Source organism: Streptomyces sp. Je 1-79 (assembly GCF_025195125.1).
Classification (GTDB): domain Bacteria; phylum Actinomycetota; class Actinomycetes; order Streptomycetales; family Streptomycetaceae; genus Streptomyces.
This window is the reverse complement of the sequence record NZ_JAMGSL010000015.1, coordinates 14,031-28,973: the sequence shown is the minus strand read 5'-3', so window position 1 is coordinate 28,973 and position 14,943 is coordinate 14,031. Positions and strand designations below refer to the sequence as shown.

At 71.5% G+C, this 14,943-nt stretch carries 14 protein-coding genes; 6 read left to right on the top strand and 8 right to left on the bottom strand.

Features of this window, described 5'->3' with window-relative positions; translation table 11 throughout:
* Positions 1 to 20: 20 nt before the first annotated feature.
* Positions 21 to 1,358: a glycosyltransferase 87 family protein gene (locus M5362_RS27315; protein ID WP_374214536.1), complete on the top strand. Its 1,338-nt coding sequence runs from the start codon at positions 21 to 23 to the stop codon at positions 1,356 to 1,358.
* A 74-nt stretch (positions 1,359 to 1,432) separates the two neighbouring features.
* On the opposite strand, the gene M5362_RS27310 is transcribed toward M5362_RS27315, so the two are convergent.
* From M5362_RS27310 to M5362_RS27300, 3 genes are all read right to left on the bottom strand, one after another.
* Positions 1,433 to 3,982 carry a hypothetical protein gene (locus M5362_RS27310; protein ID WP_260230448.1) on the bottom strand — a complete coding sequence of 850 codons (2,550 nt, stop codon included), beginning with the start codon at positions 3,980 to 3,982 and terminating at the stop codon, positions 1,433 to 1,435.
* Positions 3,983 to 4,050: 68 nt separating this feature from the next.
* Positions 4,051 to 6,459, bottom strand: coding sequence for a cation-translocating P-type ATPase (locus tag M5362_RS27305; protein ID WP_260230447.1), 2,409 nt, complete (start codon positions 6,457 to 6,459; stop codon positions 4,051 to 4,053).
* A 192-nt stretch (positions 6,460 to 6,651) separates the two neighbouring features.
* Positions 6,652 to 6,930, bottom strand: a complete 279-nt coding sequence (locus M5362_RS27300; protein ID WP_260230445.1) for a DUF2530 domain-containing protein — start codon at positions 6,928 to 6,930, stop codon at positions 6,652 to 6,654.
* A 156-nt stretch (positions 6,931 to 7,086) separates the two neighbouring features.
* Between M5362_RS27300 and M5362_RS27295 the strand changes: the two genes are divergently transcribed.
* Complete coding sequence (locus M5362_RS27295; protein ID WP_374214535.1) at positions 7,087 to 8,535, top strand: NCS2 family permease; 1,449 nt, start codon at positions 7,087 to 7,089, stop codon at positions 8,533 to 8,535.
* On the opposite strand, the gene M5362_RS27290 is transcribed toward M5362_RS27295, so the two are convergent.
* Positions 8,528 to 8,764: a BrnA antitoxin family protein gene (locus M5362_RS27290; protein WP_260230444.1), complete on the bottom strand. Its 237-nt coding sequence runs from the start codon at positions 8,762 to 8,764 to the stop codon at positions 8,528 to 8,530. The genes M5362_RS27295 and M5362_RS27290 overlap by 8 nt on opposite strands.
* Before the next feature lie 132 nt (positions 8,765 to 8,896).
* Between M5362_RS27290 and M5362_RS27285 the strand changes: the two genes are divergently transcribed.
* Entirely contained in the window at positions 8,897 to 9,340 is a 444-nt protein-coding gene (locus M5362_RS27285; RefSeq protein WP_260230443.1) for a MarR family winged helix-turn-helix transcriptional regulator, read from the top strand.
* An 83-nt stretch (positions 9,341 to 9,423) separates the two neighbouring features.
* Positions 9,424 to 10,770 (top strand): MFS transporter, encoded by a 1,347-nt coding sequence (locus M5362_RS27280; protein ID WP_260230442.1) that lies wholly within the window; start codon positions 9,424 to 9,426, stop codon positions 10,768 to 10,770.
* Between the two features lie 108 nt (positions 10,771 to 10,878).
* On the opposite strand, the gene M5362_RS27275 is transcribed toward M5362_RS27280, so the two are convergent.
* Complete coding sequence (locus M5362_RS27275) at positions 10,879 to 11,385, bottom strand: GNAT family N-acetyltransferase (RefSeq protein ID WP_260230440.1); 507 nt, start codon at positions 11,383 to 11,385, stop codon at positions 10,879 to 10,881.
* 33 nt (positions 11,386 to 11,418) lie between these two features.
* Here M5362_RS27275 and thpR point away from each other — a divergent pair, with 33 nt between their 5' ends.
* Entirely contained in the window at positions 11,419 to 11,988 is a 570-nt protein-coding gene (gene thpR / locus M5362_RS27270) for an RNA 2',3'-cyclic phosphodiesterase (protein WP_260230439.1), read from the top strand.
* Between the two features lie 133 nt (positions 11,989 to 12,121).
* On the opposite strand, the gene M5362_RS27265 is transcribed toward thpR, so the two are convergent.
* Positions 12,122 to 13,114: an aldo/keto reductase gene (locus M5362_RS27265; RefSeq protein WP_260230438.1), complete on the bottom strand. Its 993-nt coding sequence runs from the start codon at positions 13,112 to 13,114 to the stop codon at positions 12,122 to 12,124.
* Positions 13,115 to 13,269: 155 nt separating this feature from the next.
* A complete protein-coding gene (locus M5362_RS27260; RefSeq protein ID WP_260230437.1) occupies positions 13,270 to 13,803 on the bottom strand; it encodes a MarR family winged helix-turn-helix transcriptional regulator in 534 nt (177 codons plus the stop codon).
* Between M5362_RS27260 and M5362_RS27255 the strand changes: the two genes are divergently transcribed.
* A complete protein-coding gene (locus M5362_RS27255) occupies positions 13,802 to 14,308 on the top strand; it encodes a carboxymuconolactone decarboxylase family protein (RefSeq protein WP_260230436.1) in 507 nt (168 codons plus the stop codon). The two genes, M5362_RS27260 and M5362_RS27255, sit on opposite strands and share 2 nt — an antisense overlap.
* Positions 14,309 to 14,318: 10 nt before the next feature.
* Here M5362_RS27255 and M5362_RS27250 read toward each other — a convergent pair whose 3' ends face one another.
* Positions 14,319 to 14,837 (bottom strand): hypothetical protein, encoded by a 519-nt coding sequence (locus M5362_RS27250; protein WP_260230435.1) that lies wholly within the window; start codon positions 14,835 to 14,837, stop codon positions 14,319 to 14,321.
* Between the last annotated feature and the right edge of the window lie 106 nt (positions 14,838 to 14,943).

The following is a 14,943-nucleotide window of genomic DNA, read 5'->3' as shown; positions in this document are numbered from 1 at the left end:
TCGGCCTAGGTTCCCGGTCCATGACGCAGCAGAAGGCCGGCCTTCTGGGCGGCGCCTCCCCCGAAAAGGCCCCGGACCCGACCGGCTCCGAGCCGACCGGGACCCCTCGTGCGCCGGAGGACTCGACCGGCAGGGGCCGTGGTGCGGCGGCGCGCGCCCTCGGCCGGGTGGCCCGGCACACCGGCGCCTGGTCCGCCGGGAGGGTGCGGGCGGCGGTCGCGGCCGTCTGGGTCCTGACCCGGATCGGCATGGTGTACCTCCTCGTCCAGGACGACATCGGCGTCAGCAACGTCTCCGCCGAGGTCGCGTTCCTCTACCCCCGGTGGTCCCAGCAGCTGGCCGACGGCTCCTTCCCGGTCGGCGACGTCACCTGGCAGTACCCGCCGGGCGCCGGACCGCTGTTCCTGTTCCCTTCGCTGCTGCCCTTCCTCGGCTACTTCACGGCGTTCCTCGTCCTCACGCTCGCCGCCGACGCCGTGGTCGCGGTCGCGCTGGCCCGCCGCGGCCGCAGGCTCGCCGGGGCCTGGCTGTGGACCGCCGGGCTGCCCCTGCTCCTGAACCTGCCGCACGGCCGGTTCGACATCCAGGTGACCGCCCTCGCCGTCCTCGCTCTGCTCGCCGGCCGCCGCAGCCCGCGCCTCGGCGGGGCGCTCGCCGCGGCCGGCGCCCTGATCAAGGTGTGGCCGCTGCTCACCCTGATCGGGACGGAGCGCGGGCGGACCACCCGGCAGGCGTGGCGGTCCGCCGCCGTGGCCGCCGGGGCGCTGCTCACCGTCCTCGCCGTCGGCTTCCGGCACAGCTTCGACTTCCTCCAGCAACAGGGCGCCCGGGGCGTCCAGATCGAGTCGCTGGGCGGCACCGTGCTGTCGCTGATGCGGGCGTCGGGGATGCCGATCTGGGTCGAATCCCGCTACGGCGCCCTGGAGTTCGGCGGCGCGCACGTGGCGACCGTGGCGCAGCTGTCGCTGATGCTGACGGCCGCCGCCTTCGGCTGGCTGATGCTCTGGCGGGGCCGGGCCTCGCGGTGGACCGAGGCGACGCCCTTCGACGCCGCGCTCACCGCGGTCCTGCTGTTCACCGTCACCAGCCGGGTGATCAGCCCGCAGTACATGGTCTGGCTGCTGGGTCTCGCGGCGGTCTGCCTCACCTCACGCCTCACCACCCAGCGTCCCGTGGCCTGGATCCTGCTCGCCGCGACCGCCGTGACGGCGCTGGCCTACCCGACCCACTACCTGGAGGTCATGCAGGGCTCGGCGCTCGGCAACACGCTGATGGTCCTCCGCAACGGCCTGCTGCTCACGGCGACCCTGCTCTCCTGCCACCGCCTGTGGACGGCGACGGCCCGGGCCCCCGGATAGGGAGGCGCGGGCCGGACAGCCGGATGCCCCGGCCGCGGGAGGTCCCGCGGCCGGGGCATCCGGTCGCAAGCGCGTCAGCGCACGTCGATCGTGTCCGGCGCCAGGGCCGGCTTGGTCGTCGTCAGGATCAGGCTGGGGCCCGCGTTCCAGCGGTACTCGCCGTCGTAGGTCGCCTTGAGCGTGACCGCCGCCTTGCCGGTGGAGTCCGTCACGGCTGAGCCGACGAGGACATGGTCGGCGGTGCCGGCCCTGCGGAACTCCAGGTTCACCCGCCGACCGGGAAGGCCGAGCTGACCGCCGGTCAGCCAGTCGGAGCCCGTGAAGCGGCCGGTGACGGTGAGCGTGGCGCCCTTGGTGACCGGCTCCGGGGTGGCGTCGGTGGTCAGTCGGGTCGTGCGCACGATCCGCACGGTACGGGCGGTGTGCCGGTCGGCGTAGCTCGTGCCGTCCTGCGACTCGGCCCAGACGGCGACCTTCCACTCACCGGCGAGGGCGTTGTCGGCGAGGTCGCGCGGGGCGATGCTCACGTCTCCCGTGCAGGAGGCGGTCGTGCCGTTCGCCGGGGTGCACGCCGTCCACAGGAGCGGGATCACGGCGTCGGGGCGCTCGTACGACCCCTTGTACAGCGTCATTCCGCCCCGGGCGATCCCGGCGGGCGAGGAGGCGTTGAACGAGGCCTGGGAGGAGACCGGGTACTGCCCCAACGCCCCGTCGACGACGATCGGGTTGTTGCCGTTGACCGTCACGCCGCTGATCTTGACGTCACCCGCCGACTCGTCGGGGAGGCTGACCGACCCGGGGCCGCCGAAGGCGCGGATCAGGGTCGTCCGGACCGTGGCACCGGAGTCGTCCGTGCCGGTGGCGCGCAGGGAGAGGAAGCGGTCGTCCGCGCCGACGGTGATGTCGCCCTCGGCGGAGGCGGGCCGCCAGGTCGCCCCGTCATCGGTGGAGTACTCGAGCCCCGTCAGGGACTCCGTCGCCGTCTCCGAGCGGGAGGTGACCGTGGTGGCGACCCGGACCGTACCGGCCGGGGCCGTGTTGCGGCTGTCGAGCCCGGGCACGTCGAAGCTCACGTCGAGCAGGGGCAGGAAGTTGTCCTGCCGGGGCACGGACGAGTAGCCGCTGGAGGTGAACGTCCACTCGCGGACGAGCCTGGTCGACAGGCGCGCGTTCGGGCCGCGCCGGATGGTGGTGTGGGTGAACTCGTACGGGGCGGCGGCCTGCGGAACGGTGGCGCCGTACGTCTTGAAGCCGTCCTCGTACGCGCTGTCGACCAGGGTCGCTCCCCGGGACGTCAGCCGGTACTTCTGGAGCGCACCGTAGTCGGCGCCCCGGTTGCCGTGCGCGTCGCTGTAGGAGTAGGGCTCGTACAGGCCGATCCGTGTACTGGTCCGGTCGGACAGGCCCCCGGTGCCGGGCTGGAGCGGGCCCTGACCGATCGTCTCGCCGGCGGAGGTGCCGGCCGGCAGGCTCCGGTCACGGAGGTCCACGTGGTTGTCGCCGTCGAGGTACCAGCGGCCGAACGTCACGTTCGGGGTGACGTACTCCGTGAGGGTGCCGGGCGCGGTCACGGTGGAGGCGGCCTGCGCGGCGACGAACGGCTCGGTGTCGGCCGGCTTGCGCCAGGTGTCCAGCCGCCCGGTCTGCCGCCCGGCCTGGGAGCGGAAGGTCGTCACGGTCTTCGCGAGACCGGCGGTCTTCACCGTCACGACGGGGTTCGCCGGCACGGTGTTCTTGAACTGGTGGACCAGGTCGTAGCGGTACGGGCTGGGCCTCAGCTGGCTGGAACCGTACTTCGTCAGCACGTCGTGGAGCTGGACGGTGACGCCGCTCATGGTGAACGGGGTGACGAAGATCCTGTCTGCGCCGCCGCCGACCTGACCGACCGTGTTCCCGTTGGGCGTGGTCAGCCAGACGGCCGCGCCCGCCCGCCGCGCGCTCGTGTCGTCGGCGACGATGCCCATCGGCTTGGCGGCCGTCTCGTCGAAGACCACGTCGGCCGTGGTGCTGCCGACCGTGAACGACTTCGTGAGGAGGTACGACGGCCGCGTCTCGGCGTAGTAGTCGTACTGGATGGTGGCGAAGTACGTGCCCGCGGGGACGTCCGCCGTGCCCTTGGCCACGTACTGGTCGCTGTTGACGGGGTACCACGTCCACGTGGAGGTGTTCCACAGGTTGATGATGCCGCCCCGCCCGCGGTCCTCGGCGACGGAGAAGTTCACCCGCCGGTTCGCCGTCGCCCCGTAGGGCGTCATCCCCGAACCGGCTTCGTCCGTCCGTACGGTCGTGGCCGGCAGGGGCCGCTTCTCGCCGATCGGCCGGACCGTCAGTTCGCCGTCGGCCTGCGCGAAGGCGTACGTCCCGTTCGCCGGCTGCCCGTCGGCGCCCGCCACCCGGAAGCCCTTCGTGCCGGGGATGCGTTCCAGCCGCTCACCGGTGGACAGCTTCACCCCCGCGTCCCTGGCCGTGCCCTTCGTGGCACGCGCGGGGCCGCCCCCGTTCGCCGCCTGCTCGGCCGCCGAGACCTGGCTCGGCAGGAGCGTCGTACCGGTGGCGGCGAGGACGCCCGCCAGGGCGCCCATGACCGTTCTTCGCAGGATTCTGCGGCTGTTCGTCACGTGCATGTGTACGCGGATCCCCCCACGTCTCAGATGTCACAGCGATCGCTGTGGGCACAGAGTAATCCCGGTGATCAGGCGGGAAAACGCCGGTCCACCCACCGCCACGCCAGCTCCAGGAGCCCCGCCCCGGCCGCCGCGATCGCGACCGCCGTCCAGGGCATCGTCACGCCGACCAGCTTCAGGGCGAAGAAGTCCTGGAGCCACGGCACGACGAGGACGAGGAGGAACGCGCCGCCCATGGTCGCGACCAGGGCGATGCGCCACCACGTGTAGGGACGGGCGACGATCGCCAGGACCCACATGGAGACCAGGAAGAGGGTCAGCGTGGCGGCGCTCGTCTCCGCGTCCAGGGCGCCCGGGCCGCTGTAGTACGAGCGGGCGACGAGGTACGTCGCGAAGGTGGCCGCCGCCGCGACGACGCCGCCGGGGATCGCGTACCGCATCACGCGTTTCACGAAGTGCGGCTTCGCGCGCTCCTTGTTGGGTGCCAGCGCCAGGAAGAAGGCCGGGACGCCGATCGTGAGCGTCGACAACAGGGTCAGGTGCCGGGGCAGGAACGGGTACTCGACCTGGCTGCAGACCACCAGGATCGCGAGGAGGACGGAGTAGACCGTCTTCGTCAGGAAGAGGGTCGCCACCCGGGTGATGTTGCCGATGACCCGGCGGCCCTCCGCGACCACCGACGGCAGCGTCGCGAAGGAGTTGTTCAGCAGGACGATCTGGGCGACCGCCCGGGTGGCCTCGGAGCCCGAGCCCATGGAGACGCCGATGTCGGCGTCCTTGAGCGCCAGGACGTCGTTGACGCCGTCGCCGGTCATCGCGACCGTGTGGCCGTGGGACTGGAGCGCGCCGACCATGTCCCGCTTCTGCTGCGGGGTGACCCGCCCGAAGACGGCGTTCCGGTCGAGTTCGTCGGCCATCGCGGCACGGTCGGTCGGCAGGCGGCGGGCGTCGACGGTGTTCTCGGCGCCGGGCAGGCCCAGCTTGCCCGCCACCGCGCCGACGGACACCGCGTTGTCGCCGGAGATGACCTTGGCGGCGACGTTCTGGTCGGCGAAGTAGGCGAGGGTGTCGGCGGCGTCGGGCCGCAGCCGCTGTTCGAGGACGACGAGGGCGGCGGGGTGGGCGTCGTCGGCGACCTGGGGGGAGTCGAGTTCGCGGGTGGTGCGGGCGAGGAGCAGGACGCGCAGGCCCTGCTCGTTGAGGTGGTCGATCTCGGCGAGGGTGGGGTCGTCGGCCTTCAGGAGCACGTCGGGCGCGCCGAGCAGCCAGGAGGACGCGTCCCCGTCGCCCTCGCTGAAGGCGGCGCCGCTGTACTTGCGGGCGGAGGAGAAGGGCAGCGACTCGGTGCAGCGCCAGTCCTCGGAGTCGGGGTAGGCGTCGATGATGGCCTGGAGGGAGGCGTTGGGGCGTGGGTCGGACTCGCCGAGGGCGCCGAGAACCTTCCGTACGTACGTCTCGTCGCTGCCGTTCAGCGGGTGCAGTTTCGTGACGTCCATGCCGCCCTCGGTCAGCGTGCCCGTCTTGTCGAGGCAGACGACGTCGACCCGCGCCAGGCCCTCGATGGCCGGCAGCTCCTGCACGAGGCACTGCTTGCGGCCGAGGCGGATCACCCCGATCGCGAAGGCGACGGAGGTGAGGAGGACGAGTCCCTCGGGGATCATCGGGACGATGCCGCCGACGGTCCGGGCGATGGAGTCCTTGAAGTCGGTGTCCTTGACGACGAGCTGGCTGATGATGAGCCCGATCGCGGTCGGGACCATCATCCACGTCACGTACTTGAGGATCGTGGAGATGCCGGAGCGCAGTTCGGAGTGGACGAGGGTGAAGCGGGAGGCCTCCTCGGCGAGCTGGGCGGCGTACGCCTCGCGCCCGACCTTGGTGGCGGTGAACGCGCCGCCGCCCGCGACCACGAACGAGCCCGACATCATCCGGTCGCCGGGCTTCTTGACGACGGGGTCGGCCTCGCCGGTGAGCAGCGACTCGTCGATCTCCAGGCTGTCGGCCTCCGCGACCTCGCCGTCGACGACGACCTTGTCGCCGGGGCCGAGTTCGATCAGGTCTCCGAGGACGATCCCGGAGGTGGAGACCTCGCCGGCGGCCCCGTCGCGGCGGACGGTGGGTCTGGCCTCGCCGATGACGGCGAGCCCGTCGAGGGTCTTCTTGGCGCGCAGCTCCTGGATGATGCCGATGCCCGTGTTGGCGATGATCACGAAGCCGAAGAGGCTGTCCTGGATCGGCGCGACGAAGAGCATGATCACCCAGAGCACGCCGATGATGGCGTTGAAGCGGGTGAACACGTTGCCGCGGACGATGTCGACGGTGGAGCGGGAGCTGCGGACGGGTACGTCGTTGACCTCGCCGCGGGCGACGCGTTCGGCGACCTCCGCGGAGGTCAGTCCGCCGACACGGTGGACGACGGGAGGCTGGTCCGCCGCGTTCTCACTGCCGTCCGTGTCGATCTTCGCCCGCTGAGTCATGTTTCCGACGGTACGACCGGAAGCGGCCGTTCACCCGCCGAGAAGGACGAACATCAGACCGCGGTAGGAGCGAAATCGTCCCGCGGTACGACGGGGATGTCCGAAGGGACTACGGGGCGCGGGGCCGCGAGCCGTCGGGAGCGCCGGCGAGGAGCCGCGGGGCGCGGGGCCGCGAGGCGTCGGGAGCGCCCGTCAGGAGCTGTGGGGGGCGCCCTCGGCCGCCTTGTTCGCGGCGTCCCGCTTGATCGCCGCGTCGCGCTTCCGTACGTACCAGATGCCGATCAGGCCGAGACCGGCGCCCGCCAGGCACGTCCACACCCACCAGGTGAGGTCCCGGTCGGCGAACCAGCTGTAGAAGGGGACCTGGACGAGGAAGAGGACGAACCAGAGGATCGTGCCGCCGGTGATGGTGGCGACGACGGGCCCCTCAAGGGGCTCGGGTGCCTCGTGCCTGGGGGTCCACTTCGCCATGCGGTCAGTCTAGGCGGCCGGCCCGTCCGCCCTGGTCCCCGGTGTGTCTACGCGCGGAGATGGACGCCCCCTCGTTCATGTGTTCATACTGAAACGGTTTGCCTATGGCGGGTTTCCTTCGTATGAACCGCCAAAACCACCCCACGAGGAACCCCCATGAGCACCACGGCCACCGCCAAGGCCATGCCCCCGGCTCCGGAGGGCGGCACTCCGACGTCCGGCCTCGACCGCTTCTTCAAGATCTCCGAGCGCGGCTCCACCGTCGCCCGGGAGGTCCGCGGCGGTTTCGCCACCTTCTTCGCGATGGCCTACATCATCGTGCTGAACCCGATCATCCTCGGCAGCGCCAAGGACATGTACGGGCACCAGCTCGACGGCGGCCAGCTGGTCACCGCGACCGTGGTCACCGCCGCCTTCTCGACGCTCCTCATGGGTGTCATCGGCAACGTCCCGATCGCCCTCGCGGCCGGCCTCGGCGTCAACACGGTCGTCGCCCTCCAGCTCGCGCCCAGGATGTCCTGGCCCGACGCCATGGGCATGGTCGTCCTCGCCGGCCTCGTCGTGATGCTGCTCGTCGCGACCGGACTGCGCGAGCGCGTGATGAACGCGGTCCCGGTCGGGCTGCGCAAGGGCATCGCGATCGGCATCGGTCTCTTCATCATGCTCATCGGCCTCGTCGACTCGGGCTTCGTCTCCCGGATCCCCGACGCCGCGCACACCACCGTCCCGCTCCAGCTCGGCGGCGACGGCCACCTCACCGGCTGGCCGGTCCTGGTCTTCGTCCTCGGCACGCTGCTCACCCTCGCGCTGATCATCCGCAAGGTGCCGGGCGCCATCCTCATCTCCATCGTCGTGATGACGGTCGTGGCGATGGTGATCAACGCGGTCGCCACCGTCCCGTCCTGGGGTCTGACGACCCCGACCTGGCCGGGCAACCCGGTGGCCTCGCCCGACTTCGGGCTGGTCGGCGAGGTGAGCCTGTTCGGCGGGTTCGAGAAGGTCGGGATGCTGACCGGCGTCCTCTTCGTCTTCACCGTGCTGCTGTCCTGCTTCTTCGACGCGATGGGCACGATCCTCGGCGTCGGCGACGAGGCGAAGCTGATGGACAAGGACGGCAACTTCCCGGGCATCAACAAGGTCCTGCTGGTGGACGGCCTGGCCGTCGCCTCCGGCGGCGCGACCTCGTCCTCGGCCACCACCTGCTTCGTGGAGTCCACGGCGGGCGTCGGCGAGGGAGCCCGTACGGGCCTCGCCTCGGTGGTCACCGGCGGTCTGTTCTCGGTGGCGCTGTTCCTCACGCCGCTCGCCACGATGGTCCCGTCCCAGGCGGCGACGCCCGCGCTGCTCGCGGTCGGCTTCCTGATCCTGGCCGGTTCCGTCAAGGAGATCGACTGGAGCGACTTCACCATCGCGGTGCCGGCGTTCCTGGCGATGGTGATGATGCCGTTCACGTACTCGATCACGAACGGCATCGGCATCGGCTTCATCGCCTTCAGCGTGCTGCGGCTCGCGGCCGGCCGGGGCCGGGAGGTCCCGGCGGCGATGTACGTCGTGTCGGCGGTCTTCGTCTTCTACTACGCGATGCCGGCGCTCGGTCTCACGTAGCGGTGGTGGCGGTGGGAGCCGCGGGGGCGCCGGTGGTGTCCGCCGGCTTCTCCGGCCCGTAGAACTTCTCTGTCTCGTCGACGGCGCTCTTGAAGCGTTCGTCGAAGTCATCGCGGATGAGCGTCCGGACCACATAGTCCTGGACGCTCATTCCGCGTTTGGCGGCGTGTCCCTTGAGACGGTCGAGCAGCTCACCGTCGATGCGCAGGCTGAGCACGGTCGATCCCATGGCAGTCAGGGTCGCGGCACGGACGGTCCCGGTGCGTCACTTTCCGGATGCATCTCACTCGTTTGGGTGACAGATTCGAGCATGGGCATTCCGAGTGGTATTTAGCGCGGCTAATGAGTTATGCTAACGAACATGCCTGACCTGTCCCACGGCACCGCCGACGACGCCGCCGCCGTGAACGCGCTCCGCTCCGCCGTCATGCGACTGAGCCGACGCCTCAAGCACCAGCGCGTCGACGAGTCGCTGAGCCCGACCGAGATGTCGGTCCTCGGCACTCTGGCGCTCTGCGGCTCGGCCACCCCCGGTGAGCTGGCCCGCAAGGAGCACGTCCAGCCGCCGTCGATGACCCGCATCGTCGCGCTGCTCGAAGCCAAGGGACTGGTCCGGCTGGAGCCTCACCCCGACGACCGCAGGCAGAAGGTCGTCAGCCAGACCGAGCGGGCCGAGGCCATGCTCGAGGAGTCCCGCCGCAAGCGGAACGCCTGGCTGGCCTCCCTCGCCGAAGGTCTGGACGAGGACGACTGGGCCAAGCTGCGCGCGGCCGCCCCCGTCCTGGAGAAGCTCGCCCACCTGTAGGGGGTGTCTTGTGGATCACGCCGGGCTCGCGGCGTGATCCACAAGACACCCCCTCCACCCCTACGCCGAGGAGGCGACGCACTTTGAGTACGGGACCCGGAGCAGACTCCGCACCCGTCCACAAACCCGACACCCACACCCCCGGGGGCAAGAAGAACGGCGGAACGTTCTCCTCCCTCAGGATCCGGAACTACCGGCTGTTCTTCACCGGTGCCATCGTCTCCAACACCGGCACCTGGATGGCCCGTATCACCCAGGACTGGCTGGTCCTGAGCCTCACCGGATCCGCCGCCGCGGTCGGCGTCACCACGGCGCTCCAGTTCCTCCCGATGCTGCTCTTCGGCCTCTACGGCGGTGTCATAGCCGACCGCTGTCCGAAGCGACAGCTCCTCCTGATCAGCCAGGCAGCCCTCGGCCTCTGCGGACTCGCGCTCGCCGCCCTGACGCTCTCCGGCCACATCCAGGTCTGGCACGTCTACCTGGTCGCCTTCCTGCTCGGCATGGTCACCGTCGTCGACAACCCGACCCGGCAGTCCTTCGTCTCCGAGATGGTCGGCCCCGAGCAGCTGCGCAACGCCGTCTCCCTGAACTCCGCGAACTTCCAGTCCGCCCGGCTCGTCGGCCCCGCCGTCGCCGGTCTGCTCATCGCCACGATCGGCAGCGGCTGGGCGTTCCTGCTCAACGGCCTGTTCTTCCTCGCCCCGCTCGCCGGACTGCTGATGATGCGCCCCGCCGAGTTCCACAAGGTGGAGCGCGCACCGCGCGGCAAGGGCCAGCTGCGCGAGGGGCTGCGGTACGTCGCCGGGCGACCGGAGCTGATCTGGCCGATCGTCCTCGTGGGCTTCGTCGGCACCTTCGGCTTCAACTTCCCGATCTGGCTCACCGCCTTCTCCTCCGACATCTTCCACGTGGGCGCGGGGACGTACGGCTTCCTGAACACCCTCATGGCGGCCGGCTCGCTCGCCGGCGCGCTCCTCGCGGCGCGGCGCGGCTCCACGCGGCTGCGGATGCTGGTGGTCGCGGCGGTGGTCTTCGGCGTGCTGGAGATCGCGGCGGCGCTCTCACCGTCGTTCTGGCTCTTCGCGCTGCTGCTCGTCCCGATCGGCATGGTCGGCCTCACGGTCAACATCACCGCCAACTCGGCCGTCCAGCTCGCGACCGACCCGGCCATGCGGGGCCGGGTCATGAGCCTCTACATGATGGTCTTCGCGGGCGGTACGCCGATCGGCGCCCCGCTGCTCGGCTGGATCACGGACACGTACGGACCGCGGGTCGGCTTCGCGACGGGCGGCCTGGTCTCGCTCGTGGCGGCCGGCACGATCGGCCTGATCCTGGCGCGGGTCGGCGGCCTGAAGATGGCCTTCGGCTGGCACCACGGGCATCCGCGGGTGAGGTTCGTCGAGCGGGAGCGGCTGGCGACAGCCGCGTAGCCCTGGAGCGGGCGGCGGCGGACCATGAACCGCCGCCCGCGCCCCCGATCGGCGCCCCGGGCCGTGAGTCGCCCGCCCGCGTCCCGGAGCCGTGCCCCGGGAGCGGGCTCAGACCCGCACTTCCAGCACCTGGCCCGGCCAGTCGCCCACCGTGAAGGGCTCCGTCCTCGTGAAGCCCTGGCGCTCGTAGTACTCCACCAGGCGCCCCTCGCCGCCCGCGAAGCAGTCCACCCGCAGGAGCGACAGGCCCTGGCGACGGGTCTCCTCCACCGCGTGCGCGAGCAGCGCCGCGCCCACGCCCCGGCCGTGGAAGCGGCCGTCGGTCGCCAGGATGTGGACGTACACCTCCGGCTCGCCGGCCGGTGCGACGTACGGCGCCGGGTGCGGGGTCAGGGTCACCGTCCCGGCCGGTACGCCGTCGATCTCCGCGATCCACGGGGTGCCCTCGGCCACGATCTCCTCGACCCGGCTCACCGCCTTCGCGCGCGCCGACCACGGCTCGGTGCCCCACTGGTCGGTGATCCCCTTGGCGTTCAGCCAGACCACGGCGCTGTCGAGCATCGCGACTATGGCGGGAACGTCGTCCGCCCCGCCCTTCCTGATCGTGATCTCCATCCGGCACAGGCTAGCCACTGCCAGACTCTGCGCATGAGGCTTTTCGCTGCCGTACTGCCGCCCCGGGAGCAGCTGACCGAACTCGCCCGCGTCGTCGACCGCCTGGGCCACGTGCCCGGCGCCGAGCGGCTGCGCTGGACCTCCCGGCCCGGCTGGCACTTCACGCTCGCCTTCATGGGCGAGGTCGACGACGAGCTGCTCCCCGACCTCCGCGAGCGGCTCGCCCGCGCCGCCCACCGCACCCCGCCGTTCGGCCTGCGCCTGCACGGCGGCGGGCACTTCGGCCGGGCGGTGCTGTGGACGGGGGCGGCCGGGGACCTCGACGACATGCGCCTGCTCGCCGAGCGCGCCGACGCCGCCGCCCGCCGGGCGGGCATCCCGATGGACGAGCACCGCCGCTACCAGGCCCACCTCACGATCGCCCGCTCCCGCACCGACCTCGACCTGGGCCCCTTCGTCGAGGCGCTCGCCTCCTTCGAGGGCACCCGCTGGCAGGTCCCGGAGCTGGCGCTCGTCCGCAGCAACCTCCCGGCCGGCGGTGTGCCGGGCGAGCAGCCCCGGTACGAGACGGTCGGCGCATGGCCCCTGGGAGGCGCGGGTTAACCTCAAGGGGTGGACCCGAAGACCCGAAACCGGATCATGGCCGGCGTGCTCGTACTGATGTTCGCGATCGTCGCGGTGTCGTCGGTGCTCGGCCAGTAGCCGCCCGGGCGACCGCCCGAGCACCCGACACGGCTCACCAGGCGAAGGCCTCCGGCGACGGCCCGGGGCCGGGGAAGACCTCGTCGAGCCCGGCCAGCAGCTCCTCCGAGAGCTCCAGCTCGACCGCGCGCAGCGCGCTCTCCAGCTGCTCCGCCGTGCGCGGCCCGACGATCGGGCCGGTGACGCCCGGGCGGGTGAGCAGCCACGCCAGTGCCGCCTCGCCGGGTTCGACGCCGTGCTTGTCGAGCAGGTCCTCGTACGCCTGGATCCTGGCGCGTACGGACGTGTCGGCGAGGCTGTCCGCCGCCCGGCCGCTCGCGCGCCGGCCGCCCTCGACCTGCTTCTTGATCACGCCGCCGAGCAGGCCGCCGTGCAGCGGGGACCAGGGGATGACTCCGAGGCCGTACTCCTGGGCCGCCGGGATGACCTCCATCTCGGCGCGGCGCTCGAAGAGGTTGTAGAGGCACTGCTCGCTGACGAGTCCGACGCCGCCGCGGCGGGCCGCGGTCTCGTTGGCCTGGGCGATCTTGTAGCCGGGGAAGTTGGAGGATCCCGCGTAGAGGATCTTGCCCTGCTGGATCAGGACGTCGATCGCCTGCCAGATCTCCTCGAAGGGGGTCAGGCGGTCGATGTGGTGGAACTGGTAGATGTCGATGTAGTCGGTGCCGAGCCGCTTGAGGGAGGCCTCGACGGCCCGGCGGATGTTCAGCGCCGAGAGCTTGTCGTGGTTGGGCCAGACGGGCCCGCCGTCGGCGGACATGTTCCCGTACACCTTGGTGGCGAGGACCGTCCGGTCCCGGCGGCCGCCGCCGCGGGCGAACCAGCTGCCGACGATCTCCTCGGTGCGGCCCTTGTTCTCGCCCCAGCCGTAGACGTTGGCGGTGTCGACGTAGTTGATGCCCGCGTCCAGCGCGGCGTCCATGATCGCGTGGCTGTCGGCCTCGTCGGTCTGCGGGCCGAAGTTCATCGTGCCGAGGACGAGTCGGCTGACCTTGAGTCCCGTGCGTCCGAGCTGCGTGTACTTCATGGTCCCCAAGCCAACGCCTTCGAGCGCGCTTCAGGCAAGGGGGCTCCGCCGCGCGGCCGTTGGGTGCACGCGCCGTCGTGGCGGGTTGGGCGGGCGTGCCGCGCCCGGCCGTAGGGCGTGCCCCGGCCGCAGGGTGTGCCCGGGCCGCCGGGTGTTCACGCGCCGCCGAGCCAGCTCGTGGCGTCGAGGCGGAACGTGGTCTCCGGCGGGACGACCCGGCGGAGCGCGGTCTCCATGTCCCGTACGCGTTCGGGGCCGAGGGTCGCGGACCACTCCGTGCGCAGTTCGTCGAAGATCGCGGCCGAGCGGGTGAGGGCGTCGAGGCCGCGGAGTGTGAGGCGGACGAGCTTGCGGCGGGCGTCGGCGGGGTCGTCGGCGCGCTCGGCGTAGCCCACGGCGAGGAGGCGGTCGACGGTCTTGCCGGCGGCCTGCTTGGAGACGCCGAGGTGGCGGCCGATGTCGCTCGCGGTGGCCCCGCGGGGGCCTCCCGCGGCGATGGCCTGCAGGGCGAAGCCGTGGGCGGGGCGGAGGTCGGGGTGGCCCTCGTGGGCGAGCCGGTCGTGGAGCCGGTCGATGAGGGTGCGGAAGCCGGCGAAGAGGAGCAGGGGCAGCTCGAACCCGGGGACGGATTCCCCCTTGCCGCTATCGACAACCTGGTTTACGTTTCTCGCATCCACATGGTCAACCATGTTGTCGATCCTACTCGTCTTCCCGGGAGTCGCCTTGTTCACCGACCACACCGTAGAGACCGCGCCCGCCGCCTCTCGCCGCTCCATGGAGAGCGTGGCCGCCGCCTGGGGCCACCTCCCGCAGGCTGTGGCCCGCATGGCGGAGTCCCCGCACGCGCTGGAGGGCTTCCTGAGGCTGAGCGCGATGTTCGAGGCCACGACCCTCGACCCGCACTCGCGCGAGACCGTCGTCCTGACCGTTGCCGAACGGAACCAGTGCCACCTGTGCATCGGTATCCACGAGGCGAAGCTGGCCGGGCTTGGCCCGGCGGAGGATCCCGTACGCCTGGAAGCCGTGCGGCGGTTCACGCACCAGGTCCTCGCCGCCTCCGGAGCCGTGAGCGACGAGGAGCTGGAGCGCTTTCTCGGAGCCGGGCACACCCGCCGCAACGCGCTGGAGGTGGTGCTCGGTATCGGCGCGTACACGCTGTCGACGCTGGCGAACCGGCTGACCCGCTCGGCGTGAGCCCGACGGGTCAGAGGGAGACCGCGACGAGCGCCAGGGCGGAGCCGCCGAAGACGAGGACGTGCCGGATGTTCTGCTGGGCCCGGACCCAGCCGGGGAAGGCGTTCTCCGCGGCGTCGAGGAAGGCGGGGACGTCGACGCGGGCCAGCTCCGGGTCGCCCTTGCGCCGGAAGGCGGTCCGGACGGACGAGACGGCGGTCAGGTTGCTGTGGAGGATCAGGGCGTTGCCGATGACGACCAGCGACTGGAAGATCCAGGTCAGCGGCCGGCCCCAGTCGTTCCCCGCGAGGTTGAGCGCGGCGACGCCGGTCATGATCGCGGCGACGGAGACCGGGGCCCACGTCTCGTGGCCGCTCGCGTCGAACCGCAGGCCGTTCTCGGCGAGGACGCCGGGCCGTATGCCCTGGCGGGAGAGCTCGGCCTCCGCGGCCGTCGTGGCGGCCGGTCCGAAGCGGTGGCGGACGAGCGGGATGCTGACGAAGGCAAGGGCGACGAGCAGCTGCATGGCGGCGGCGAGGTCGGCGTTCATCGGGGTTCAACTCCTGTGATCGGTGTCGTCGTTCCTGATGGGGAAGACGATGCCGACCCGCGTTGACGCCACGCGGACCGTTCCCTGACAGCCTGTCGGTGGGTCT